The 24,751-nt window shown below is 45.6% G+C and carries 19 protein-coding genes; 8 read left to right on the top strand and 11 right to left on the bottom strand.

Features of this window, described 5'->3' with window-relative positions:
• Window positions 1-90: 90 nt before the first annotated feature.
• The 6 genes from nuoJ to ACJJJA_RS06155 all read left to right on the top strand — a co-directional run bounded on the left by nuoJ (window position 91) and on the right by ACJJJA_RS06155 (window position 6,430).
• Complete coding sequence (nuoJ, locus tag ACJJJA_RS06180) at window positions 91-615, top strand: NADH-quinone oxidoreductase subunit J (RefSeq protein WP_444904033.1); 525 nt, start codon at window positions 91-93, stop codon at window positions 613-615.
• Window positions 605-922 (top strand): NADH-quinone oxidoreductase subunit NuoK, encoded by a 318-nt coding sequence (nuoK, locus tag ACJJJA_RS06175; RefSeq protein ID WP_435583630.1) that lies wholly within the window; start codon window positions 605-607, stop codon window positions 920-922. The genes nuoJ and nuoK overlap by 11 nt, the downstream gene beginning before the upstream one ends.
• 1 nt (window position 923) lies before the next feature.
• The gene (nuoL, locus tag ACJJJA_RS06170; protein WP_444904032.1) at window positions 924-2,762 is read left to right on the top strand and encodes an NADH-quinone oxidoreductase subunit L; all 1,839 of its coding nucleotides are present in this window, start codon (window positions 924-926) and stop codon (window positions 2,760-2,762) included.
• On the top strand, window positions 2,759-4,351 hold the full coding sequence (gene nuoM, locus ACJJJA_RS06165) for an NADH-quinone oxidoreductase subunit M (RefSeq protein ID WP_444904031.1): 1,593 nt from the start codon (window positions 2,759-2,761) through the stop codon (window positions 4,349-4,351). Before nuoL ends, nuoM begins: the two co-directional genes overlap by 4 nt.
• Window positions 4,348-5,889 carry an NADH-quinone oxidoreductase subunit N gene (locus ACJJJA_RS06160; RefSeq protein WP_444904030.1) on the top strand — a complete coding sequence of 514 codons (1,542 nt, stop codon included), beginning with the start codon at window positions 4,348-4,350 and terminating at the stop codon, window positions 5,887-5,889. The genes nuoM and ACJJJA_RS06160 overlap by 4 nt, the downstream gene beginning before the upstream one ends.
• Before the next feature lie 82 nt (window positions 5,890-5,971).
• Window positions 5,972-6,430 carry a hypothetical protein gene (locus ACJJJA_RS06155; protein WP_252084835.1) on the top strand — a complete coding sequence of 153 codons (459 nt, stop codon included), beginning with the start codon at window positions 5,972-5,974 and terminating at the stop codon, window positions 6,428-6,430.
• A gap of 68 nt (window positions 6,431-6,498) precedes the next feature.
• Here the strand turns inward: ACJJJA_RS06155 and ACJJJA_RS06150 are convergent, their stop codons facing one another.
• From ACJJJA_RS06150 to ACJJJA_RS06120, 7 genes are all read right to left on the bottom strand, one after another.
• Window positions 6,499-9,021 (bottom strand): TonB-dependent receptor plug domain-containing protein, encoded by a 2,523-nt coding sequence (locus tag ACJJJA_RS06150; protein ID WP_444885853.1) that lies wholly within the window; start codon window positions 9,019-9,021, stop codon window positions 6,499-6,501.
• Between the two features lie 504 nt (window positions 9,022-9,525).
• On the bottom strand, window positions 9,526-10,236 hold the full coding sequence (locus ACJJJA_RS06145; RefSeq protein WP_444904029.1) for an aspartate/glutamate racemase family protein: 711 nt from the start codon (window positions 10,234-10,236) through the stop codon (window positions 9,526-9,528).
• A gap of 119 nt (window positions 10,237-10,355) precedes the next feature.
• Window positions 10,356-11,174, bottom strand: coding sequence for an MBL fold metallo-hydrolase (locus ACJJJA_RS06140; RefSeq protein WP_252084832.1), 819 nt, complete (start codon window positions 11,172-11,174; stop codon window positions 10,356-10,358).
• A gap of 148 nt (window positions 11,175-11,322) precedes the next feature.
• The gene (locus ACJJJA_RS06135) at window positions 11,323-11,826 is read right to left on the bottom strand and encodes a protein disulfide oxidoreductase (RefSeq protein ID WP_444904028.1); all 504 of its coding nucleotides are present in this window, start codon (window positions 11,824-11,826) and stop codon (window positions 11,323-11,325) included.
• Window positions 11,827-11,908: 82 nt separating this feature from the next.
• The gene (locus ACJJJA_RS06130) at window positions 11,909-13,942 is read right to left on the bottom strand and encodes a protein-disulfide reductase DsbD family protein (protein WP_444904027.1); all 2,034 of its coding nucleotides are present in this window, start codon (window positions 13,940-13,942) and stop codon (window positions 11,909-11,911) included.
• A gap of 976 nt (window positions 13,943-14,918) precedes the next feature.
• Window positions 14,919-15,947, bottom strand: coding sequence for a glycosyltransferase family 4 protein (locus ACJJJA_RS06125; protein WP_444904026.1), 1,029 nt, complete (start codon window positions 15,945-15,947; stop codon window positions 14,919-14,921).
• Window positions 15,948-16,041: 94 nt separating this feature from the next.
• Window positions 16,042-17,199 carry an NAD-dependent epimerase/dehydratase family protein gene (locus ACJJJA_RS06120; RefSeq protein WP_444904025.1) on the bottom strand — a complete coding sequence of 386 codons (1,158 nt, stop codon included), beginning with the start codon at window positions 17,197-17,199 and terminating at the stop codon, window positions 16,042-16,044.
• A gap of 1,091 nt (window positions 17,200-18,290) precedes the next feature.
• On the opposite strand from ACJJJA_RS06120, the gene ACJJJA_RS06115 reads away from it, so the two are divergent.
• Window positions 18,291-19,919, top strand: coding sequence for a di-heme oxidoredictase family protein (locus ACJJJA_RS06115; RefSeq protein WP_444904024.1), 1,629 nt, complete (start codon window positions 18,291-18,293; stop codon window positions 19,917-19,919).
• A gap of 57 nt (window positions 19,920-19,976) precedes the next feature.
• On the opposite strand, the gene ACJJJA_RS06110 is transcribed toward ACJJJA_RS06115, so the two are convergent.
• Window positions 19,977-20,459 (bottom strand): GFA family protein, encoded by a 483-nt coding sequence (locus ACJJJA_RS06110; protein WP_444885861.1) that lies wholly within the window; start codon window positions 20,457-20,459, stop codon window positions 19,977-19,979.
• A 92-nt stretch (window positions 20,460-20,551) separates the two neighbouring features.
• Here ACJJJA_RS06110 and ACJJJA_RS06105 point away from each other — a divergent pair, with 92 nt between their 5' ends.
• Window positions 20,552-21,346: a class I SAM-dependent methyltransferase gene (locus ACJJJA_RS06105; RefSeq protein ID WP_444904023.1), complete on the top strand. Its 795-nt coding sequence runs from the start codon at window positions 20,552-20,554 to the stop codon at window positions 21,344-21,346.
• Between the two features lie 115 nt (window positions 21,347-21,461).
• On the opposite strand, the gene ACJJJA_RS06100 is transcribed toward ACJJJA_RS06105, so the two are convergent.
• The 3 genes from ACJJJA_RS06100 to ACJJJA_RS06090 form a co-directional block, all read right to left on the bottom strand.
• Window positions 21,462-22,283: an MBL fold metallo-hydrolase gene (locus ACJJJA_RS06100; RefSeq protein ID WP_444904022.1), complete on the bottom strand. Its 822-nt coding sequence runs from the start codon at window positions 22,281-22,283 to the stop codon at window positions 21,462-21,464.
• 165 nt (window positions 22,284-22,448) lie between these two features.
• Window positions 22,449-23,138, bottom strand: a complete 690-nt coding sequence (gene tsaA / locus ACJJJA_RS06095; RefSeq protein ID WP_444904021.1) for a tRNA (N6-threonylcarbamoyladenosine(37)-N6)-methyltransferase TrmO — start codon at window positions 23,136-23,138, stop codon at window positions 22,449-22,451.
• Between the two features lie 53 nt (window positions 23,139-23,191).
• Window positions 23,192-24,655 (bottom strand): NAD-dependent succinate-semialdehyde dehydrogenase, encoded by a 1,464-nt coding sequence (locus ACJJJA_RS06090; protein ID WP_444888206.1) that lies wholly within the window; start codon window positions 24,653-24,655, stop codon window positions 23,192-23,194.
• Window positions 24,656-24,751 lie beyond the last annotated feature (96 nt).

Here is a 24,751-nt window from a genome sequence, read left to right as displayed (position 1 = left end):
AAAAACAACAAAAATAATTCACTAAACAAGAAAAAGTCGCTGAGAAAAAATCACTCAACCGACTAACACATTACCAGGGAGCCGAAAGGCATGAATCTTATCTTCTATTTGACAGCTGCCATAGCCGTAGCGTCCACAACCATGGTTATTTTTCATAAAAATGCTGTACATGCCCTTCTTTATCTTGTGACATCGCTACTCGCAGTGGCTGTAATCTTTTATCAATTTGGAGCCCCTCTCGCTGCTGCTCTAGAAGTGATTATTTATGCCGGGGCAATTATGGTATTGATTATTTTTGTCATTATGATGCTCAACCAGGGAGATTCCACTGTAGCTCAGGAACAGGCGTGGCTTCAGCCCAGAACCTGGACCGGCCCGGCTTTATTGTCTGCCTTATTATTAGCTCAACTTATTATATTGGTGAGTAATGGACAAATCTCTTCAAGTCAAACCTATCACTACATAGGCCCCAAACAAGTAGGTATCGCGCTATTTAGCCACTATGTTCTCGCTGTAGAGTTGGCTTCAATGTTATTGCTGGCTGGATTAGTTGGTGCATTTCACTTAGCTCGTCGTAGAAATATTGATTCAGAGGGATCTAATAATGCCAATTGAAACCGCACCAGGTCTTGAGGCAGGTGTTTTACTTGCAGCCATCCTCTTTTGCTTGGGACTGGCAGGATTAATGATGCGAAGAAATGTCATTTTCATGCTGATGTGTGTGGAGATTTGCACAAATGCTGCAGCATTGATGTTCGTAGTCGCTGGTGCACATTGGGGAAATGCTGATGGCCAGGTAATGTTCTTATTTGTCGTCACTCTTGCGGCAGCTGAAGTAGCAATTGCGCTTGCTTTAGTTCTGCAATTTTATCATCGCAAACATACTGTTGATATTGATCAATTAAATGAATTGAGAGGCTAACATGCAGGGCCTATTGGCTTGGGTGCCACTTTTACCACTGATTGGCTTCCTCATATTGGTAGCTATCCCACTATTTCATCGGGATGAGCCTTCGCAAAAAGTGATTGCCTATATCGGCGTTGGCAGTGTTGGCTTGGCTGCTCTATTTACAATAATTGTCGCCATTGTTTTATTTTGGGGGAATCCCTCTGAATCAGTCAATATTCCTCTATGGTCGTGGATGTTAGTGGACAACCTGAAACTAGGTTTCAATTTCCACGTGGACTGGTTAACCATGGTGATGTTATTGATTATCACTGGTGTTGGGTTTCTTATCCACCTCTATTCAGTGGGCTATATGCGGGAGGACCTGGATTTTCGCCGTTACTTCGCTTACCTAAACCTGTTTGTCTGTGCCATGTTGATTCTGGTTTTGGCTGATAATCTGGTCTTACTTTATCTTGGCTGGGAGGGTGTTGGACTCTGCAGCTATCTTCTGATTGGTTTTTGGTATAAGGATCCAGCCAATGGAGCAGCTGCCCAAAAAGCTTTTATCGTCACCCGTATTGGTGATACGGCAATGGCTATCGGCCTGTTTCTGCTTTTCTATGAATTCTCAACACTAAACATTCCTGAGCTTGTCTCGACCATAAACGGTCCAGATGTAAACAATGACATAGTCACTTTAGCGTGCCTTCTCTTACTGGGTGGTGCCGTGGGTAAGTCGGCACAATTACCACTGCAAACCTGGCTACCTGATGCCATGGCTGGTCCAACACCAGTGAGTGCCCTGATACATGCTGCCACTATGGTTACCGCAGGTGTATATTTAATTGCCCGTATGCATCCTCTTTATATGTTATCGGAAGTGGCAATGACCGCTGTGGCAGCCGTTGGCGCTCTCACACTACTTCTGGCTGGCTTCAGTGCAATAGCTCAAAGTGACATAAAAAGAGTACTCGCCTACTCCACAATTAGTCAGATCGGTTACATGTTTCTTGCTTTAGGCGTTGGTGCTTGGTCTGGCGCTATTTTTCACTTAATGACTCATGCATTTTTTAAGGCCCTGCTATTCCTATCTGCAGGATCAGTAATTTTAAGCCTGCATCATGAACAAAATGTTTTTTCAATGGGTGGACTCTATCGAAAAATACCACTTACTTTTATTTGTTTTACCATTGGATGTGCATGCCTTGCTGCACTTCCCTTCACCTCAGGATTCTATAGTAAAGACCATATATTATTGAGCGCCTGGGAATATCACCATAGCATTAACATCTTGTGGCTCGCCGGCATACTCGGAGCACTTGTAACCGGAATTTATAGTTTCCGTGTATTATTTCTCGTATTTTTGGGAAGAGAAGGCCAAGCTTCCACTCACTGTAAAGATGCCAATATCCCTGTAATGAGCATACCTCTCTGTATTCTCGCAGTGTTGGCATTATTTGGTGGCTTATTGGCCCCGCCGCTGCAATCCGTATTTGGTGTTCGCCCAGACGAAGCCCACTCCCCCTGGATCGAAGGCACTGCTATTGCAATGCCATTAATAGGCCTTGCCATTGCCTGGAAGTTATTCCGTCATGAACAAAGAACAGGAGAACAACGTTCAAGTCTATTGCAGTTCTGGTTCTCCGGCTGGGGATTCGATTGGTTATACGATCATCTACTGGTGCGACCTTTCAAGTTTCTTACTCAAATAAACCACAATGATATTATTGATAGCATTTACAAAGGCACCGCAACAATTAGCCGACAAATGCATGCTCTTCTAAGTACCTCGCAAAATGGACAAGTGCGTTGGTACCTAACTACCTTCGCCGTTGGTTCCATTCTATTCCTCGCACTTCTGGTGGCGTTATGACCCTTTTAACGATCATTATTATATTGTTCGCCGGCGGCGTGCTAGCCTGGCTAGCTGAGCGCTATTTTAAAACTGGTGGGCGCTGGATCAGTATGATCAGCTTATTACTTGCCGCCTTATTACTCACAAACTACTCAACATTTATTCATTCAACAGAAGTTGGCACATCGGAGCCTTGGTGGGAGAGTTTACAAATACCCTGGATTCCCAGATTTGGAATTGACTTCCATTTAGCCATTGATGGCTTAAGTTTTCTCATGCTGGTACTGACACTGGCAATGGGAATTTTTGGGATAGTAATGACCTGGAATGATATTAATTTTCGCAGAGGTTTCTTCTATTTCAATTATCTATGGACTTTAGCCGGTGTTGTTGGTGTCTTTACCGCTATTGATCTTTTCCTTTTCTTCTTTTTCTGGGAAGTCATGCTGATACCCATGCTGTTCTTAATCGCAGTATGGGGTTATGAGCAACGTATTTACGCCGCAATCAAGTTCTTTATTTTTACTCAAGCAAGCAGCCTTCTAATGCTAATTGCGATAGTTGCTCTTGTTTACATTCACTACACCAACACCGGGCAGCTCACTTTTAATTACAATGCCCTGCTAGATGCCCGTGTATCACCCGGAATTGCCTACTGGATAATGCTAGGGTTCTTTGTTGCTTTCATAGTCAAATTACCAGCTTTACCTTTCCATACTTGGTTACCAGACGCGCATACTCAGGCACCTACAGCAGGGAGTATCCTGCTGGCCGCCATTCTCCTTAAAACGGGCGCTTATGGCTTGTTGCGCTTCAACCTACCGCTATTTCCTGAAAGCTCAATAGCATTTGCACCGGTAGCAATGACTATTGGAGCACTCAGTATTATTTACGGAGCAATGCTCGCCTTTGCTCAAAGAGACATGAAGAGGTTGGTAGCTTATTCCAGTGTTAGCCATATGGGGTTTGTGTTACTTGGCTTGTATGCCCTTGATACTATTGCTATTCAAGGAGCTGTTATGCAAATGATCGCTCACGGCTTGAGCACTGCAGCTTTATTTGCCCTGGTGGGTGCTATTCAGCACCGCTTTCACACCAGAGATATGCACCAGTTGGGCGGTCTTTGGGCCAGATTGCCAAAGTTATCCGCCGTTGCGCTTTTCTTCGCAGTAGCATCTCTGGGCCTACCTGGTTTAGGCAATTTTGTTGCTGAGTTCACCGTACTCGTAGGTAGTTTCCGAAGTAATCACTGGCTTACAGCCCTGGCAGCAGTTGGACTCATTGGTGCAGCGCTCTATGCCTTACTTATGATGCAAAAGGTATTCTTTGGGAAACTGAACAAGCGACTGGAAAAGCCGATTCAGGAGCACGAGGCTACAGATCTCAGCATACGGGAATCTAGCGCCCTTCTCACTCTCGCCGTCCTATTAGTCTTTATCGGTTTACGCCCACAACCAGTTTTTGATATTGCCGATTCAACTGTTCAACGGTCCGCAACAAGAATTGATACTGTTTTAAATGATCAGAAAATCTTAAATGAACAATTATCATCTCAGACTCTCTCACCCAAGCTTAAACCGACCTCAGTTGAGGATAACACCCCATGAGTGCACAGGAACTTTTTGGAATACTGCCACTACTGATACTTAGTGCAGGTATAGTTATTCTATTGTTACAGGTATCTTTTTGGCGTGGGCACCTGGGTGCATTGGTAACCACCCTAATCACTCTACTGCTTGCCATGGCTTCTTGCTTTTGGGTTGCCGATGAACTAACTGGTGCGACAAGCTCGCTTCAGGTAACTGAGCTTATCCTGATCGACTACACTGCATTATTTTTCACACTTATATTATTGGTAACCGCCTTTGCCGTCAGTATTATGGGGTTCAACTACCTACGCCTACGCTGTGACCCAAAAGGAGTAGCTGGTAGTTATCCAGAGGAATATTATATTTTATTGCTTCTGGCAATGCTTGGTGCCTGCACTCTGATTTTCTCCAGCCATTTTGCTACATTTTTCCTGGGACTTGAGTTAATTAGCCTCTCTCTTTATCCTATGCTAGGTTTTTCCTTAACTGGCGATCTATCCCCAAAAAGAGAGCAGCTTCAGTCCCTTGAATCAGCCATTAAATATTTAATTCTATCAGCACTATCCACTGCATTAGGCCTGTTCGGTATTGCGCTTATTTATAGCGCTTCTGGCGCGCTAGACTTTACCGGCATAGCTTCTCGAATTACCGAGTTATCCCAGAACTCCACGCTATTTGCTACCGGAGTTACTTTATTTCTTATCTCTGTGGCTTTTAAATTATCACTTGTGCCCTTTCATATTTGGACACCAGATGTTTACCAAGGGGCCCCCACGCCAACAACAGCCTTGATTGCAACCGTAGCCAAAGGGGCGGTTATTGGCTTCCTATTACGTTTCTTTAATACTCTGGACCTATACAGCAGCAAAACTTTAATCGATATGCTTTCTATTGCAGCCATAGCCAGTATGATTGTAGGGAATCTTCTCGCATTAATGCAGTCGAATATCAAACGCCTTTTAGCCTACTCTTCAATTGCACATATCGGTTATTTGATTGTGGCTTTTATCATAGGAAAAAGCACCTTTGGCACAGAAGCCGTTATTTATTACTTGATAGCTTACATAATTACTACCCTAGGTGCTTTTGCGATAGTGGGCTTGGTCGCCGATTCGGTTGAAGAAAAAGTGCTTAGTGGAGAGTACCCTGAAAATCCCACTTCAGATAGCCAGAACCCCTATCAGCGTGCATTTTATCAGGGGTTGCTCTGGCGCTCCCCCTGGTTGGCCAGCTGTTTCGCTGCCATGCTCCTCTCCCTTGCCGGCATACCGCTAACTATTGGATTTATTGGCAAGTTCTATGTGTTTACAGCAGGGGTTGAGGGTGAAATGTGGGGGCTTCTAGCGGGTGTGGTTATCGGTAGTGCTCTGGGACTTTTCTATTATCTAAGACTACTTCTTACCCTAGTACAACGTGATAGCTCCCTGGATACAACCTCTAACGGCACAGTACAAATTGCTGCATCTGGCCAGTTGTTACTACTGGCACTGACGGGGGCTCTGTTAGTATTCGGTATTTTTCCTCAGATCTTGATCAACTGGATAAATGCACTATAAAGATTAATTAGGGTATGGCCGCAAGAAGATACGACCTGTTTTCCGCCCAATAACAATTTCCTGGGTATCAAAGGGCAGACCTATGAAGACTTTCAAGCAGGCATTTGAAATCATTCAGGATGCAGAAAAGTTTCACCTGGATATGGCAGACCTTTACGAGAATTTACTTGAAAAATCTGAGGATTATCGAACTCAGCTGTTATTAAGGCATATGTTAGAGCATGAACAACGTATGGCGAGAAACCTCTCAAACTATGGAGAAATCGCCCAGCAAAAGGTCATGCAGACCTGGTTGCAGTACACCCATGAAGAATCCGCCCATGATTTTATTCGTCAACTACCACTTAGTGACCCGCCCACTATCAAAGAGGTCAATAATATTGGAAGGGAAGTAGACCGATATTTTTCCAGTCTTTATGAAGCCGTGTACGGCGCTATTGAGTCCATGGAAGTGAAAGAAGTCTTTGAGGACTTGAAGCAGATACAAGACAAAGAACGTATCACCTTATCTATGGCAACTAACTCTCTCTGGGACATGTAAAAAAGCCCGCATAAAGCGGGCTTTTTTACAGTAACGATAGCTTTTAAGTAAAGCTATTCACTGAGGGCTTAAAACTCATACTGTGCACGTACATAGTAGAGCGCACCATTAAAGCCCATTGGTGCTGTCTCGGGGTATTCAGCGCCTGCAACACCTGACCAGGGGTTCTTATCTGGGTAGTTATTAAACAGATTTTCAGCCCCTGCGATCAGCGACAGCGAATCGCTAAAGTCATAGGCACCCTCTATATCCACAGTCCACTCATCACCGGCATCAATGGGTAAGCTGTAATCATCCAGGTGCGCTTCCCAGTAGCTGCCATAGTAGTTCAAACGAACTAGACCACGCCATCCTTCACCCGCATGAGAAATGGTTGCATTACCACGAATGTTGGGTAGACCATCTTCCAACTGCCCAAGGCGCATATCACTGATGGTTTCTTCCCGATACTTGGTGACTTCTGTATCAGTCCAGTTTGCTGCGAAACTTAAGTCAGTGGCATCTCCGAGCGGATAGGTTGCCACCACATCAATTCCACGGGTCTTGGTGTCGAAGTCGTTGGTATAAAAGCGAATCGATGTTAGTGAATCAGCTCCGCTAATACCATCGGCCACCAGTTGCGCTTTTTCCGCTTCACTTAGTTCCTGATCAGCAGACTGAGTGATACGATCACTTACGGAAATTTGGAAATAATCGAGGGTAATATCCCAGTCACCGGCAGCAATAATGGCGCCAATAGTAAAGTTTTTCGACTCTTCAGGTTGTAGTTGCTTTCCACCCTTTAATACCGCAACAGGGTTTGTCGGTGGGATAGTACCTTTATTCTCTAGCTGACCATCTGCAAAAGCCGTAGTCACATTACTTATATTTGACTGAGCTGGTGTAGGTGCACGAAAGCCGGTACTGTATGTAGAGCGCAAGGCGATTACATCATTAATTGCCCAATGTCCGGAAACCTTATAGTTGAAAGTACTACCGAAGTCTGAGAAATCTTCCCAGCGTAGGGCTGTGCCCAAGCGAAGATTATCAGTCGCTTCCAGTTCAAAGTCGGTATAGAGCGCAATATTATCGCGGTCGAAAGTACCAATAACTTCAGGTCCGAACCCAGAAAAACCATTAGAACCAATAAGGAATTCTTGTTCTGTCAATGGACCTTGAGTCCATGAGGCTTCATCCCCCATATTGACTTCGAACTCTTCCTCACGCCACTCAAAGCCCCCGGCCATATACAATGCCTTACCGGAAATTTCAGTAGCCTTGGTCAGGTCAATATTAAAGTTAGTCTCAGTTTGCGCATAACCACCAGGGCTAAAGCTGGTTGGGGTATTTGGGCCCATTGTGGCATTAATGGTATTGTAGATATGGAAATCTACTTTGTTCTGGCCCCTACTGGCACTGACATCGTAACCAATACCATTGGCCAATTCACCACGCAACCCGAAGACCATGGAGTAATCTTCTAGATCACCACCAAAGCGCGGAGTAAACCCGCCAGGGAACATCTCGGTAAAGGAGAAACATTCATCGAGATCATGGGCTTCAGAGACACTGACATTCTGACAATTATCAATACCATTGCTGGGATCTAAATCACCTATCAGAGGTAAAACAACCTCCTTGTCAGGGACCCCATCACCATTTGTGTCAATCTCATCCTTATAGGTAAAAACCCCATCTCGATTTTCTGGATTACGGAAATAGAATCCCCCATCGGTTGAACGGCTGGCGTAGTTACCAAAGGCATATAGCTCAACAGTATCGTTCAGCTCAATGGCACTGTTAATAAAGAACTTAGTGTCATCATCAACTTCGGGCTGACCCCAAATTTGCGCTGGATTAGCAACATGAGTATTGCCATCGGCGATCAGCTGCGCAGCATCGTCCCGCTGGGTACTGCGGCTTGTGGAGTCCTGCTCGCGATACTCCATACTGAAGTTTACAAAACCAGAATCGGTCAACGGCAGGCCAAAGTTGGCAGCAACCATACTCTGGTCGCCATCACCCTCGGCAGTGGTAGCATGCTTCACCTCAACGGTGCCACCCTCAGCAGCATCTTTAAGCTGGAAGTTAATCACCCCGGCAATGGCATCAGAGCCGTACTGAGCGGCCGCACCGTCACGGAGTACTTCTACTTGCTTCAGTGCAATCGCTGGAATAGCAGAGATATCAGGTCCTTGGGCACCATCCGATACGCCACTACCAAGGAAAGCAATCACAGAAGCACGGTGGCGGCGCTTACCGTTTACTAGAACCAGGGTGCTATCGGGCGGCAGTCCACGCAGGTTGGCCGGGCGTACAATTGATGCGGCATCAGAGATCGGCTTGGCATTGACATTGTAGGAAGGCACAACATTGCGCAGCAGGTTGTTGAGGTCACCATCACCTTGGTTAACAAATTCGTCACCAGTAACGATGTCGATAGGTGCGGAGGAATCCGTAGCCGAACGCCCCTCAACACGGGTACCGATAGTGATGACTTCCTCCAGAAGTGCATCCTCGGCAACTGCGGGGCTGGACACAGCGGCAACCGCCATTGCCAATAGCGATGGCGCGCCACAGGCCGCTAGCCAACGCTTCTTATTTTCTTTCATGTAATTACCCTGTCAATTATTGGTTTTATCTTCCAATGCTAATCGATCATTTTTCGGCAGTGTGGTACCGGGTACGAAGCAATCTATCCTGATTGGAACAGTACGTGCCGAATAGCGTACTGATATAGCCCGCCCCTCCAATGATGGACATCATCATTCTTCATCACTGCAAGAAGCGTGACACAGGTAAAAAATGCCAGCAAAAATGGAAAATTAAAATACCTAAATAACAGGTATTTACAATTTAAATCATGTCTATTGAGGTGATAATGACATTCATGTCACTGTGAGAATTCACAGCAAAACGAACTAAAGGAGATTAATAGGAAGTAATTTTCAGAGCACTAGGTAGGCAACTGTCATACAAACAAAGGATATACGAAATAGTAACTGATTTTTACTCCAGAGTGAAATAGCTCATCCTAAAAAGGTAAAATAAGTAGGGACCAACATCCACATAAAGGTATTGGCCCCCAATATATTCCTATAGGCACCAAAAACTGACTAGGAAGCGTTCAAGGAAAATTCCACAGCTTTATTCGCATGAATTTGAGTAGTATCCAACAGTGGGATAGTCACATCCTCTTGTGAAACCAGCATACCAATCTCGGTGCAGCCAAGAATCACACCATCCGCCCCTTGAGCCGACAACGAGTGGATAATACGCAGATATTGCTGCTTTGATGCAACTTCAACTTTGCCCTTACAAAGCTCCTCATAAATTACCCGATGGACAATTTCCCTATCTGGGGCTGTGGGAACTATCAGGTTTATTCCGTACTTTTCCTGAATGTATTTACGATAAAAATCCTGCTCCATGGTGAAAGCAGTACCCAGTAACCCAACCTTATTGACTTTATCTCTAAGTAAAACTTCAGCTACAGCATCGGCAATATGTAAGAGAGGAATACCTACGGAAGCCGTCACCTGATCCGCTACTTTATGCATGGTATTGGTACAAATTAGAATGCAATCTGCCCCAGCAGCTTCCAACGCTTTGGCGGCTTGTGCTAAAAGGTAGCCTGCCTCAACCCAGTTACCGGATCGCTGTAGCTTCTCCACTTTATAAAAGTCGACACTGTATAAAATAATCTCTGCTGAGTGTAATCCTCCAAGACATCGATTGACCCCTTGGTTAATTAACCTGTAATAAAGCTGTGTACTCTCCCAGCTCATACCACCAATTAGGCCAACTTTTCTAACTTCACGTTTCACTACTTGCTCACCTAACATCCATAAAATTAAGCAACAAATTTAAAGTAACCCAGCAGTAGAAACAACCAATAGGAAAACAATCAGATAAAAGAAATAGAAATGTAAAATATAGCTGGTAGCTACTCGGTGTACTTTGATGGATCCATGGACATACAAGAAGCAATCAAGTTTCTTTTACTGAAGTTATAACCTGAAAGAAGAGCCATCATATTCTCCCTCCCCAAAAGACGACGAGTAATTTCTTTAAGTGATACTCCCTGGCGCCCCAGCTCCTGAGCAGAACTCGACAGGTTAAGCAAGTAATCATACTTTTCTTGAAGCCTTTTCTTACCATTCTCTACCAAACCCCGATGGGGACATAAGATAAGATCAAATTCATATTGAAGTACTTTGCGCATGCTTTTCATCAAAACCGGAATACTCTCATCCTTACGCAACATTTTTAGATGACTGGCCACATAGAGGTCAGCAGTAAAAATCCAGCCCCGGTCTTCCATCAGGTAACAGGTCATATCCTTAGCATGGCCTGGTGCGGCGATAGGTATTGTTTTCTCACCGGCTATACGCAGATCTTTTGGCAATTCGGCTGCTTCAGCCAGCCCGGCAGCTCCCCAAATTAGCCTTTGAATTGGCGGTATACGAAAACCCCGTTTAAGAATTTCTATAGTGGCTTTGGGCGCACGAGGTTGAACTCCTGTCAACTTATAGATAGCTCCTGCATTGCCGCTATGATCCTCATGATGGTGAGTAAGAAGCAGCTGACGAAACGGTTTGTTTTTCACAAACCACTTGACATACTTCCATTGATTGCTAGGCCCTGTATCAATAATGGTATCTTTTAAGCGATAAACAATAAATGTGGTATTGATCCCAAAATCAAATCTGCCAACTCTCTGCGCATCAAGATCTTTGTAGTCAAATGAATCAATGACCGACACACAAGCCTCCCATGCCTGAGACCGAAAAATTGAGAAGACTAGAGATTTAAGATAGTTATACCTCAGTGTGAAGGTCTAGATATCTGATAAAGTAGGGATAAAATTGGTGACAGCATCGACCTATTGAGTCATTAATCTGCTAAAAAGGCTATTCCGTGAGTTCCATACGCAATTTCAAGCCAAGCTTGGTGGTAGCACCACTGGTCGTCCAGGCAATCTTTCCGTCACTCCCCACAATAATCATCGTTGGCGTTACTTTGACTCCCCAACGGGAACTTATTCTGCCCACGGGGTCATTGATTGTAGGAAACTTCAGATTGTGCCGGAGCATATATTTCTCTACCTTATCCTCATCACCAGATTGCATGGCAATTCCCAAAACCTGATATTCCCGCGCCAGCTCAGATATTTTGGGAGATACTATACGGCAATAAGGACACCAGGAGCCCCAAAAGTAAATAAGGACTGGTCCATGAGTTGTCATCTCTTTAAGGTTTAACAAGTTTCCATTTATGGTTTTACCTTCTAGTGGTGGAGCTGTGTCTTTGGGAAGGTCTCGTTGCTGATAATAGCCAACCGCAGCCATTACCAGTATAGCTAGCATAGAAAAGGCTACTATTTTTACCGCCGCCCGGTACCGTTGAATTTGCACCGTAAACTTTTCCTATATTTTAAATTTTTCTAGCCAATTTTGGATATCCATCTCACCCTGTACAACTAAGAGTGGCTCAACTCTATCGCTCCTCATCCTCTTCGTTGTTATTACTATCTTCGAACAAGTCAACAATCATAAATTCCTGCAATACCTGAGGTAGAAGCTTGGGTCTCTTTGCTCCAGCAGGATACCAAGCATAAACAGGGATTGAGTTGCGCCCTAATGCGGCCAAAGATTCAGTAATTTCTGGGTCTTCTCGAGTCCAATCGGCACGCAGTAACAAAACATTATTATCCTGAAAGAGTTTTAATGTTTCCTCTTTATCAAGCACTCGCTTTTTATTTACCTGACAGGTAACACACCAAGCAGCTGTGTAGTCGACAAACACTGAACGCTTTTCCTGTTGCGCCTGTTTAAGCAGTTCAGGATCATACTTTTGCCATGAAACTAAAGTTTGTATCATTTTCTGATCTGCTCGCTCCATAACCTTAAAAGCTAACGGCAAACTGATAAATAAGAGCCCCCAGGAAATTCCCCTAACTAAACCTGTGGAGTTATGTATCATCCAGAGGATAATCGTTGCTATCAGTACCATAGAGGTACCCATTAGCCAACCCATCTCTCCTTCCATTCGACCCAGAATCCAAAGGAGCCAAATCACTGTAGCGTAGAGCGGAAAAGCCAGAAATTGGCGAAGTTTTTCCATCCATGGTCCCGGAGATGGAAGCCTTCTTAGGAGTGATGGGCTAACACAGAGAATTAAGAATGGAGCTGCTAAACCAATCCCCATAGAGATAAAGATAAGCATGGCCTCTAGTGGAGGTAATATTGTTGCAGAACCCAACGCTACGCCCATAAATGGTCCAGTACAGGGTGCAGCAACAAACACTGCAAGGGCACCTGTACCAAAGGTTCCCCCTTTACTCAGGCCTGCAACCTTCACCAAGTGTTGGCCAAATTCAAAGACTCCATGAAAAGACATGGCCATCACCCAAAATAATACAATCAGGCTCAACACCACTTCAGGGGACTGAAGTTGAAAACCCCACCCTATAGATGCCCCTCCTGCTCGAAGTAGTAAAAGTAACAAGCCTAGGATCGTAAAGGTGCTAACCACGCCAGCAGCATAAATGAGCCCTTCCAACGGGCGAGAACCACCGCTATAGCCCTCCCCTATTAAGCCAAGCAGTTTGATTGAAAGAACAGGGAAAACACAGGGCATCAGATTCAATATGACCCCGCCAATAAATGCCGTGAGGATGATCAGCCAAATTGGACGCCACTTCTCACTAGGTAGAGGGCTACCGAAAGAGACATCATCAAACTTCCAGGCCTGTTTTCCATCACTGATGACAAAACTAGTTACCGCGGGAGTAGTCGCCTCAGGCTGGCGCTGGAAGAGATAGATGAGTGACCAACCATCTCGTCGGACCCTTGGCTTGGCGGGAGAGATGACTTTTCCATCCAGTGGAAAAACCTGTGGTACCTGACCTTTCTCACGTGCTTCAATCAATAGGCGTATGCGGTCTTTTCCTTGAGGAACCAGCGATTTTATCATCCAAGGGCTGCTTTCATTCGAGGTAGGCACTCTCTCTGCAAAGTAATCCCTTATTATCAGGTCATCTCCTGTCCACTTGGGCTGCTTCCCAACAGGGCGGGTTAAGGTTATGGTGCCACGTCCTGGAATGCACTCGATCTTACACACAAGCCATTCAAGATCCGCTTTCAAAGCGACTTGCTCAGCTCCTGACTTAGGTTTCAGGTCAAAAAGATAGGCAACACTGCTCTCATAACCCAGGTTTGTAAGGTGTTCCACCTTCAAACGAGTTGGAAAAGGCCATTCAATATTTCCTATGCTTGCCCCCGAAGCCTGTATATTAAAACGGGGCGCGGCTCCGGAATCTCCCGGATTTCGCCAATACACGTGCCACTCAGGGTCCACCTCGAAGTAGATACCAATTTTTTCGGTGCGTACTTCTTCAAAGCTAGAAGGGGCCAACCAACGTATACGCACATGATCGCCGGAAGTCTCTTCCTCTGCATAAAGGAAAGAACCATAAAAAAAAGCCAATCCGTTAATGATGATTACCAAGACAAACTTGATTTTAAACACACTCTTTTCCTTGGGCCTTATGCCTGGGAAATTTAAAAATGCAATACTGGTTATCTATGAACACTATACTGAGAGATAACCACTTAAGATCAATAAATTGGACGCAGATTACCCCGTCAATATCCCCTTACTAACTTTGGTAATTAGACGCAGGTTCTCGTTTGAGATCTTCGTCAGCCCTTTAAGTTTTTCAATAATCTATAACCATCGCTCCTTAGACTCCAGGCTGGTCAGAGACCTAAAACTTACTCACAGCTCATCTTGGCACAAAAAATAGCCGCCGATTAGCCTGGTATTTAGATACTCATCAGCACATAGTAGGAAAATAATTGATTGGAAATAGATATCGAGACTCTGGCAGACCGCTTACAGATCAACCACTTGTCAGTCGTTGAATATTATGACGGCGTTCCTTATGCCCTTTCCAGCGCCCATTGCTTTCCATATTGGTCTCTCGCTTATTCAGTATCAATCTTATGGAAAAGGGAGTGACGCCTAAGAAAAAGGCAACCATCTGAAATTTATCAGAAAAATCCGCCAGAATATGTTTTCTGATTTAATGTATCTGCACTTTTATGGCGAATAGTGTCTCAAAGAGATAGGTAATTCCATCTGACAGGATGTAAAGAAAAATAATCAGAAGCAATAATTCTAGTGAGCACTTATCTTTCAACGCAATGTTTAAGATTTCTTTTATTTCTGGACTCATAAAGAGTGGAGAAAGTATTTATAAAATAACAATGGCACTCTGGAATTGAGTCTTTGGGCGTGAAAATCTGTAAAATTCAACCTCAACTTTCTATGGAAGTTTTAATGATATCATTGAATATATAATACCCTTGTGCGGAGATCAAAAGATCTCCCCAACACATACTCTCACCTTTGATCTAAAATGGGTCATTACATATACTTATAAAATACAAGCTGAACTTAATTCTTTTTATCCACACTATCAATATTTATATAATTTATCTTTTCAATATTCAGCCAATAAAGGATGCTCAACATTAACAGGAACCAAATTCTCCAAAAAGTCCTCAGTAGCCAAATCCCAGCAGAAAGTTCTCGCTCGTGCGATACAATCCTCTGATTTGAATGTAAGAGCTTTTTGAATAGCCACCCCAAGATCTTCATCCATAGCACCAACCGGTGCATCGCCAATGATATCTCTTGGTCCGGTGACCGGATAGGCCGCAATTGGCAGGCCACAAGCTAACGCCTCAAGATTCACCAAACCGAAAGTATCTGTCAAAGATGGAAATACAAAAACATCCGCTCCAGCATAACACTCGGTTAATGCCTCTCCCTCTTTTACCCCCAAATAAATTACCTCTGGAAATTCTTTTTTTAATGCATTTAATTGAGGACCATCTCCTACCACCACTTTGGTTCCAGGAGTATTAATAGACAAAAACCTATCTAGTGACTTCTCCACAGCAATACGACCAACATTTAACATAATTGGCCTGGGCAGCCCTGAAAAAATTTCAGTTTCAACGGGGTGAAATTTATCCAACTCCACTCCTCGACGCCAGCGAACAATCCTACTAATACCTAAATTTCTTGCTTCTGTCTCCATACTTGTAGTTGTCACCATCGTTTGAGCTGCAGACTGGTGAAAATCCACAAGTAGTCTATGCAACCAACTTACAGGTATTTTGTATCTTAGGGAAACATATTCAGACAGTCTTGAAAGCCATGAAGTTGTATACCTTAAACCTCGCTTTTTACAATATCTCCGCATGGAAATACCAATTGGCCCCTCTGTCATAATATGAATAGCATCTGGGGAAAAGCCATCAACAATACGAGCAAGACGGGAACCAGGGAATACTGCAATTCTAATTTCATGATATCCAGGCCAGGGAAAATACCTAAAATCATCAACAGATAAAAGCTTGATTTCATGCCCTCGAACAGACAATTCTTTTATGGTTTTCTCTAGAACCCGCGATACGCCATTAAGCTGCTTCGGATAGGTGTCCGTAGCAATCAATATTTTCATACCATAAAACCTTTATCTAAAGAAAAGAATCGTTTCAAAGCAGCACCAACAAAAATACGAAACCACTAAATAAAGCTTGAAACGATTCCGACACTTACCATTTTGACAAGCAGGGTATTTTGCTCTGATCACAGCGACTGGAATATTTCTTTGCCACCTGCTCCACTTCTGATAAAAGCTTATCACTCAGCGTGATCGGCTGTAGCCCCATCTCCAGCAACTGGTCATTAACAGCCAGTAAATCATTTTCTGGAGACTCTTTTCTTGGGTTATCCACATAGGCAATAGCCACGTCTGTTTTATCAGCAATCAACTTCGCCAGATCCCTGATTCGATGTATTTCAGTCATCTGGTTCAATATTTTGACCCGATCATCTTTTTCCGGAGGATTTTCTATCGCTAACTGTATACAATGGCAACTATCCTGAATATGGATAAAAGCACGTTTCTGCCCACCGGTACCATGAACTGTAAGGGGATAATTAATCGCAGCCTGCATTAAAAATCGATTCAATACAGTGCCATAATCTCCATCATAATCAAATCGATTGATAAGATACTCATCCCTACGGGTTTGATTTGTTTGTGTGCCCCAAACAATACCCTGATGTAAGTCAGTAATGCGCAGCCCATCATTTTTATTATAAAAAGCAAACAATAACTGATCCTGAGCCTTAGTCATATGATAGATAGAACCAGGATTTGGAGGATATAAAATTTCCGAACTGATAAATCTACCTTCCTCTTCCACTTGCACCTTAAGGTATCCTTCTGGGATTTTCATGCCGGCAGTGCCGTAACCATAAACACCCATAGTTCCCAGGTGTACAAGATGAATATCCAGCTTACTCTCTACAATCGCGGCAAGAATATCGTTGGTCGCACTCAAATTATTATTAACCGTCAAACGTCTATGGCTTGATGACTTCATCGAATAAGGCGCTGATCGCTGTTCGGCAAAGTGTACAATTGTGTGCGGCTTCTCGGTAACCAATAGCTCTAGCAGCCTGTGATATTCTTTACCGATAGTGATTACAACATGCCGAATATTCTTGCCCGACACCTCTCGCCAAACCCTCAGCCTCTCTCCCAATGGCTGAATAGGCGTGAGCGACTCTACTTCCAGCTCTATATCGGTTTTTCTCCTTGAAAAATCATCGACAATTATAACTTCATAGCCTGCATCAGAAAGATGAAGGGCGGTTGGCCACCCGCAGAATCCATCCCCACCAAGAACCAGTACTTTTCTCACCCTAACCCCATTTATTAGTGATAGAAAAATGACTTCTATTTGAATACACTGAATCAACTATTGATAACGAACTAGATTATCTTCACTAGCGGCATATCCAATCCAAGAGCAAAATCCTTTCGCTTATTGGTTATCTTTATCAGTAATTTCCACTCAAACTTAGCTCACGGATAAAGCCAAGCTTCTCTACCAGAACTATCTCACTGTTTGCAGTGTGAAATATATGGCGTCAAAGACAAAATAAGCGCCAATCAAAGGGAAATAGCGCCAATCTTCACTTTATTTGGCTTTTGTGGGAACAGAGTAGATCATTCAGGAATTCAGCGTTACTTTGAACAACCTTCAAATTACTAAGCATGTCCCAATCAATCAGACAAGATTTACAATCATTTTTGATTATCTTCACCGGCATAGATCACCACCATTTCATGTGCAATAGACATTTGCACATTCCTTCCACATTCCAATCATGATCAGGAAAACCTGAGCCCATCCAAGCAAGGCAGAGCCAACAGAGCGACTAAACCTATTCCTCACTTTGAAGAAAACCTGCACTCATATAAACACGGGGCTTTATTATTTGCTGCACCAAAAATTTATGCCTGCCAGATTAAAGTACTAACCACCATTACCAAGAGGCGCACTGTCATCGAAAAACAACTTTTTAATTTATCTAAATTAATGGGAACTTCACACGCCGAGATGACAACTAAGACACGTAAGACAAATACAAAAGGTCTGCGCAGCAGCGCAGAGGGTTATGGGCAAAAAATAAATATCTGGGGTCGTACTTAGGGCATTAGCTCTAGCAGAAAGTTAGCTCTCTAAAAAAGCCAACTATCAGCAAATCTCCCTATTTTTTTGAGCCTACTTTCGCAAACGGTTTTCCGTAAGCGGCTTGCAAGGATGCATTTAAGCTTTATTGAAATGCACTTTGTGGGAATAAAAATATCCTCACCAAGAATCTATTTAGCAATTTTTCCTGAGACTGACTGATCAGCCCCTGGATAAATTGCCGCACTTTCTACCCGTGCATTTTCATAAATATACTGCTCCATCCGCATTCTATTTCGTACCGGGAGATATAGCTGATGATTTCCAGAAGACACTTATTGCCTATTTCCCTGGCAATATCGGCCCTAACATTTATTGCACCTCCAGTCCTCGCGGACTTTGGTTCTAAACATGACAAGCATCGGGTACCTAAGAACGCAAGAAAAGGTCCGCGGCCACCCAAGCAACAACCCTTCGATTTCAGTTCAATCTTTAACACCGTCCAGATTCTGGAAGCTGGCGCTGTGGAAATACACCTCGGTGGCCATATTGATCAGGCCACACTGGAAGCAATGGAGCCAATTGAGGCTTATGTTCATGCTTTCGAAGAAGGTGATGAGCTATTTGAAATGAACTACAACGCGCTCGATGGGGTAGGTGTCAATGTCGGCAACGGTAAGCGCTTCACCAGTTTTCCGCGCCCTGATCTCAAAGGCCCAAGGGCCTGGGCCAATATTTTGCCCCATCGAGCTACAGGCCCCAACGGTGATTCCTGTATCAGTTGTCACAATGTTCCCGTTGCCGATGGCGGCGGTGGTGTGAACGATAACGTGATCCGTATGGACCCAGAGCGTAAACAAAAAGGCTTTATTGAGCGTAACTCCCCGCACCTGTTCGGCATGGGCGCGGTACAGTTGGTGGCCGAGGAAATGACCACCGAATTACACCACCTCAGGGATCAGGCTGTCGACGACAGTTGTGCCTCCGGTGACAGTGCCACTGTGGAAATGGTAGCCAAAGGGGTGAATTTTGGTGAAATATCCGTTTCCTGTGAAAACGTCAACTACGACAATCTCGCTGGCATTGATACAGATCTTGTTGTGCGCCCCTTTGAGTGGAAGGGACTCACCGGCTTCGTACGTGCTTTTGTGCGAGGTGCTGCGCACCAGGAGCTCGGTATGCAGGCCACCGAACTGGTCGGTGATGCCGATAGCGACTTCGACTCTGTCAGCAACGAACTGAGCGTGGGGGATATCACCGCACTGGCAATCTACAATGCTGCACAACCACGGCCAGTCACCAAGCTCGAATTGAACAGCGTGATTGATACCCTGAATGAAGAGGAAAGGGAAACCTACGGGCTACCTCTCAGTGAGGCAGATATTGCCAGCATTCAAAATGGCGAGGAAATTTTCTCCTCTATCAGCTGCGCCTCCTGCCACTCTCCCGAGATGGAAGTCAGCTCACCAGTATTTTATGAACCGTCGAAACACGCCAGCTATCGCGATGAGACCTACCCAGCGGGCAACATTGCCGGGTTACCCACTACCTCCCTGCAATTTAACCTGCTGACAGATATTCTCGACAACCCTCAGGAGCTACCTTCCGGCCAGACATTGGGACAGTTCGAGGAGTCCGAGAATGGCGGAGCAATTGTACGCCTCTATGGCGACCTGAAGCGCCACGATATGGGCCGAGCCATGGCTGAGGAGTTCGATGAGGGCAACGTGGGTGCCTCGGTATTCCTTACCGAAAACTTGTGGGGAGTAGGCTCCACACCACCCTATCTACACGATGGCCGCGCCACCACCATGACGGAAGCTATTCTGTTTCACGGAGGGGATGCACAATCCAGTAAAGAGCAGTTTGTAGCCCTTAGCGATGGTGACAAAGCCGACCTGCTGAATTTCCTGGATAACCTGGTACTTTACCTGGCTCCAGAGTAAGCCTCTAAAAACCCACAATCCAACCGGGGCGGCCTATCGGCTCGCCTCTTTCACATCTCAGTACAAATTATGGCGTTGATGCCACTCTGCCAGTGACTCATCTGGGTACTCATCGAAATGCTTGTCCGCGGCTCGAATATCCGGTTCTACCCAGGTTTTGGCAAAGGCCAGCATCATATGGGTAAGTTCTGGTGGTACGGGAAGTTCACTATCTATCGCAGAGGCAAATGGGTGGACCAGATCGGGCCAGCGGGGGTCCCACAACCAAAGCGCACTGCCACAGCGGGAACAAAAGTGGCGTTGCGCCGGGCTGGCACTATTGCTGCCAGACTTATCTCGCAATATTGCCTGATACACTGAGATAAACTCCTTCCCCTTTACCGTCAGCGACTGGTAATCCCCTCCCAGATTAACGGCATAGCCCCCTCCCCCAGCCGTCTTGCGGCAAATCGAACAGTAACAGCGGTTAAATGGGTATGGTTGTGCACATTTAAGATTGAATCGCACCGACTGGCAGTGACAGGAACCTTTTAGTTTCAATATAAAATCTCCCCACTTGTCTTGCTTACACCTCCAATGTCTGTATCTAGGCTAGACTGGTTAGCGGTCCCACAATCAAGGGTTATGCCGCCATGGCAATAGATAAGCCCGTCAGACACGATAAGTGGCAGGCCCAGGAATATGTAAAGGCCTCCTCCATGCAGTGGCGGCACGCCATGGAAGCTATCCAGCGCTGCAACTATCAAGGCGCCAGTACTATCCTCGATGTGGGCTGTGGCGATGGCAGAATCACCCGCTATCTAGCCGAACACCTCAAGAGTGGCAAGATCGTCGGTGTAGACCTCACTGAGGATATGATTCGCCACGCCCGCAAAGCCCACTCCGGCGTACCCAATCTCTCCTTCGAGCAAATGAGCGCCGATGAAATTCAGTTTGATAAGCAGTTCGACATTATTTTTTCTTTCAGTTGCTTGCACTGGGTGGCAGACCAGAAGAAGGTCTGGAATGGCTTTTACAAACACTTACGAGAGGATGGCAAGATTGTGGTCGGCTTTCAGGTTGACCATGAGAATTTCTGGGATACGGTGTACGAATTCCAAAACAACAATCAGTGGCAGGCACATTTTGAGAACTTTCTCGATCCTTACAATCATTATTCCCTGAATGAAATGCGTAATTATATCGAGGATGCTGGATTTTACCTGCCCAGGATCGATGAAATCCATCATGTGGAAAATTTTGGCACCCGAGACACGCTCACAGCGTTTTTCTTATCTTGGGTGCCTCAATTTCGACATCTGCAGAACTCGCAAAGACAAGAATTTGCCCAACAAGTGATGGATGCCTACTACCAAAAAATACATCCAGAAATGCGCAAACATGCTGGAGTACGGATCAAGCGATTTATTATTGAAGCCGTCAAATGAATCGGCATCCATGTATTAATTTTAAAGCTAGTAAACTCAAATCACCCTTAGTTGCTAACTTTTTAGAGCTTAACCATTCTCTGCAAACTTTTGAAAAAGTATCAACAAAATAAAATCACGAACTGGCCATTGTATCTAGGTCCACCTTCAAGCAAGAAGCAATTAAGTTTCTCTTACAAAAGTTGTGGCCAGTTAAAATACTTACCAAGCCCTCTTTTCCCAGCAAACGCTCGCTGATTTGCTCTAATGGCAACCCTTGCTGATCAAGCTGCTGCGCCTCTGCAGATAAATTCAACAGAAACTCATACTTCTGCTTTAACTGCTGCCAGCCATTTTCTACAACTCCTCGATGAGGACAGAGAATGACTTCGAAGGAGTGCTCCAATACACTTTTGATACTGTTTAACAGGATGGGAATATCCTCATCGATGCGAAGAAACTTTAAGTAATTGGCAATATATAAATCTGCACTGAACAACCAGCCACGCTCAGGCAACAGGTAGCAGGTCATATCTTTGGCATGACCAGGGCTAAATAGGGGCTGCACTTCTTCAGTACCAATGCGGATATCTTCTGGCAGTGGCGCTACTTCGGCTTTTCCAGCGGTTCCCCAGAACAGTTTTTGCATGGGGGGGATACGAAAGCCCTTTTTTAATATCCCTATAGTTAAGTCCGGCGCAAAAGCCTGCACGCCGGTGAGCTTCTGGATAGCTCCGGCGTTGCCGCTGTGATCCTCGTGGTGGTGAGTCAGCAATAGTTGTTTTAGCGGTGTATTTTCAATAAACGGCTTAACATATTTCCACTGGTTACTAGGGCCAGTATCTATTACTGTGCCATTAAGCCTATAAACGACAAATGTGGTGTTGACCCCCATATTCAGGCGGCCAACTCGGATTGCCTCCAGGCCCTGATATTTAAACGTTTCTCTTACCGACATGGGGAACTCTCTTACAGATTTTGGAGTATTTTCAGGCAAGTGGCACAAGCGGAGAAATTGCAATTTCCTCGAATGTAGGTGACATATCACTACTAATCTCTAGAAGGGGACAAGCAAGAAGGCCCAAGTGAGGCATAGATCCCCTAACCCAGTAGCAAACTGTTCTCACAATGCTTCCAGAGACATCACCTCAATCCCTCTTTCCGTATAGCGCCAACACAAATTGAACCCACACAGCGCCATGCCATAAATTCGCTGTGGATCGTTTTTTTGGTAAGCGGGCCGGGGATCTTGTGCCAGAACCTGCTCAATTAACTTCGGCAGATCGGTGCCCCAGTCATCTTTATAGGCCTTGGCTTGGTGAAGAATCGCTTCCGGGATATTTACAGTGATTAATGCCGGGGCGGCATCGGCAAAAACGCTTTCAGCATGGTGTAGGGCATCGGCATAGGGCACATAGGGTTTGATATCCAACACGGGTGTGCCGTCTACCAGGTCGGCTCCACCGACAATCAATTCCACTTTGGGGGAGGTGCGCACTTCCAGTAAACGCACCACGGAAAGACCAATATTATTGGGCCTAAAGGGGGAACGAGTGGCGAGTACACCGAGCTTTTTATTACCACCCAGGCGCGGGGGGCGGACCTTGGCGGACCATTGCCCGGCAGCCTGGTGAAACTGAAAAACAACCCAGATATGACTGTTTTCCTCCAGCCCCGCTACCGCATCTGCCACATTCAGTGGCGCTAGTAGTTCGATACTGGCCCGACTGGCATCGGCGAGCAGTGGCTGACGGGGAACACCAAATTTTTCACCAAAACAGGAGTGCACACGGGCAATGGGCTCAACAACCATGGAAAATCCAGACAACCAATAATGAGCCCGATATTTTAAACCAGTTGCGGGAATTATTTATCGACACCAGCAATACACAAATATTTTATTTCCATGTAGTCCTCAATACCGTATTTAGAACCTTCCCGTCCCTGACCAGATTCCTTTACACCTCCAAAGGGCGCCATTTCATTGGAGATAATCCCTTCATTCACACCCACCATGCCGTACTCCAGCGCTTCTGACACTCGGCAAACCCGTCCAATATCACGGGAATAGAAATAAGAGGCGAGGCCAAACTCGGTATCATTAGCCATGCGAATCACCTCTTCTTCCGTGGAGAATTTAAACAGTGGTGCCACCGGACCAAAGATTTCCTCTTTAAACAGATTCATTTGCTCAGTGGCATTTCCCAGTATTATGGGTGCATAGAACTGATCGCCCATAGCATCGGGTCCGCCAGCAACCAGAGTTTTCGCACCTTTTTGTAGGGCATCTTCTACCAACCCCTCCACCTTTTCGACCGCTTTGACGGTAATCATAGGGCCAATATCGGTTCCCTCTGCAAAGCCATTCCCCATTGTTAGCGCGTTAACTGCCTGGGCAAATTTCTCCGCGAAAGCCTCGTAAACCCCTTCCTGTACGAAAATACGATTGGCGCAGACACAAGTTTGCCCGGCGTTGCGGTACTTACAGACAATGGCACCTTTCACTGCCTCATCCAGGTCCGCATCATCAAAAACAATAAATGGCGCGTTGCCGCCCAGCTCCATGGAGGTTTTCTTCATGGTTTCAGCACACTGCGCCTGCAGTTTCTTGCCCACAGCAGTGGAACCGGTAAAGGTAAACTTGCGCACTAGAGGATTCTTCGTCATCTCAGTGCCGATGGCAGGCGCATTTTGACCAACCACAATATTGAAGATCCCCGGGGGAATACCCGCTTCCTCCGCCAGTACCGCCAGCGCCAGAGCGGATAATGGCGTCTCATGGGCCGGCTTGGCGATAAATGGACAACCGGCCGCCAGGGCCGGCGCCATCTTGCGGGCGATCATGGCATTGGGGAAATTCCATGGCGTGACTGAACAAGTGACCCCAACAGGTTGCTTGATCACCACGATGCGGCGGTCGTTGGCGGGGGGCGCTATGACATCGCCATAAATGCGCTTAGCCTCCTCGGCAAACCACTCGATATAGTTGGCACCGTAGACTATCTCTGTGCGTGACTCAGAGAGGGGCTTCCCCTGTTCGGCGGTAAGAATTCTGGCTAAGTCCTCGGTGTTATCGATCACCAAGTTGTACCAATGCCTCAGTAACTTGGCCCGCTCCTTAACCGGAGTAGCGGCCCAGTCTGGCCAGGCAGCACTGGCCGCCTCAATAGCGCGACGGGTCTCATCGGCACCAAGGTCAGCTATGCTGGCCACTACCTTGCCGGTGGCCGGATCTTTAACGTCGAATGTAGCGCCGGAATCGGCATCGACCCATTGGCCGTTGATATAGGACTGGGTGCGCAATAGCGCGGGTTTTTTCAGCTCCAGCATCGCCATCTCCTTAGGTGTCGTCCATGATCCCGGTCGGATCCGCGATCTACCGCTAAGGATATTAACCCGTAAAATGCCCCCCGCAGTGCAAGACAA

The organism is Microbulbifer mixtoriginis (SeqCode) (assembly GCF_052466865.1).
Note: the sequence above shows the minus strand (reverse complement) of the source record. Positions and strands in the feature narration are given on the sequence as shown.

What these genes read in the sequence shown, in the direction of transcription:
- nuoJ (WP_444904033.1), top strand. Translation starts at nt 91, where the DNA reads ATGAATCTTATCTTCTATTTGACAGCTGCCATAGCCGTAGCGTCCACA.
- nuoK (WP_435583630.1), top strand. Translation starts at nt 605, where the DNA reads ATGCCAATTGAAACCGCACCAGGTCTTGAGGCAGGTGTTTTACTTGCA.
- nuoL (WP_444904032.1), top strand. Translation starts at nt 924, where the DNA reads ATGCAGGGCCTATTGGCTTGGGTGCCACTTTTACCACTGATTGGCTTC.
- nuoM (WP_444904031.1), top strand. Translation starts at nt 2,759, where the DNA reads ATGACCCTTTTAACGATCATTATTATATTGTTCGCCGGCGGCGTGCTA.
- ACJJJA_RS06160 (WP_444904030.1), top strand. Translation starts at nt 4,348, where the DNA reads ATGAGTGCACAGGAACTTTTTGGAATACTGCCACTACTGATACTTAGT.
- ACJJJA_RS06155 (WP_252084835.1), top strand. Translation starts at nt 5,972, where the DNA reads ATGAAGACTTTCAAGCAGGCATTTGAAATCATTCAGGATGCAGAAAAG.
- ACJJJA_RS06150 (WP_444885853.1), bottom strand. Translation starts at nt 9,021, where the DNA reads ATGAAAGAAAATAAGAAGCGTTGGCTAGCGGCCTGTGGCGCGCCATCG.
- ACJJJA_RS06125 (WP_444904026.1), bottom strand. Translation starts at nt 15,947, where the DNA reads ATGAAAATATTGATTGCTACGGACACCTATCCGAAGCAGCTTAATGGC.
- ACJJJA_RS06115 (WP_444904024.1), top strand. Translation starts at nt 18,291, where the DNA reads ATGATTTCCAGAAGACACTTATTGCCTATTTCCCTGGCAATATCGGCC.
- ACJJJA_RS06105 (WP_444904023.1), top strand. Translation starts at nt 20,552, where the DNA reads ATGGCAATAGATAAGCCCGTCAGACACGATAAGTGGCAGGCCCAGGAA.
- ACJJJA_RS06100 (WP_444904022.1), bottom strand. Translation starts at nt 22,283, where the DNA reads ATGTCGGTAAGAGAAACGTTTAAATATCAGGGCCTGGAGGCAATCCGA.
- tsaA (WP_444904021.1), bottom strand. Translation starts at nt 23,138, where the DNA reads ATGGTTGTTGAGCCCATTGCCCGTGTGCACTCCTGTTTTGGTGAAAAA.
- ACJJJA_RS06090 (WP_444888206.1), bottom strand. Translation starts at nt 24,655, where the DNA reads ATGCTGGAGCTGAAAAAACCCGCGCTATTGCGCACCCAGTCCTATATC.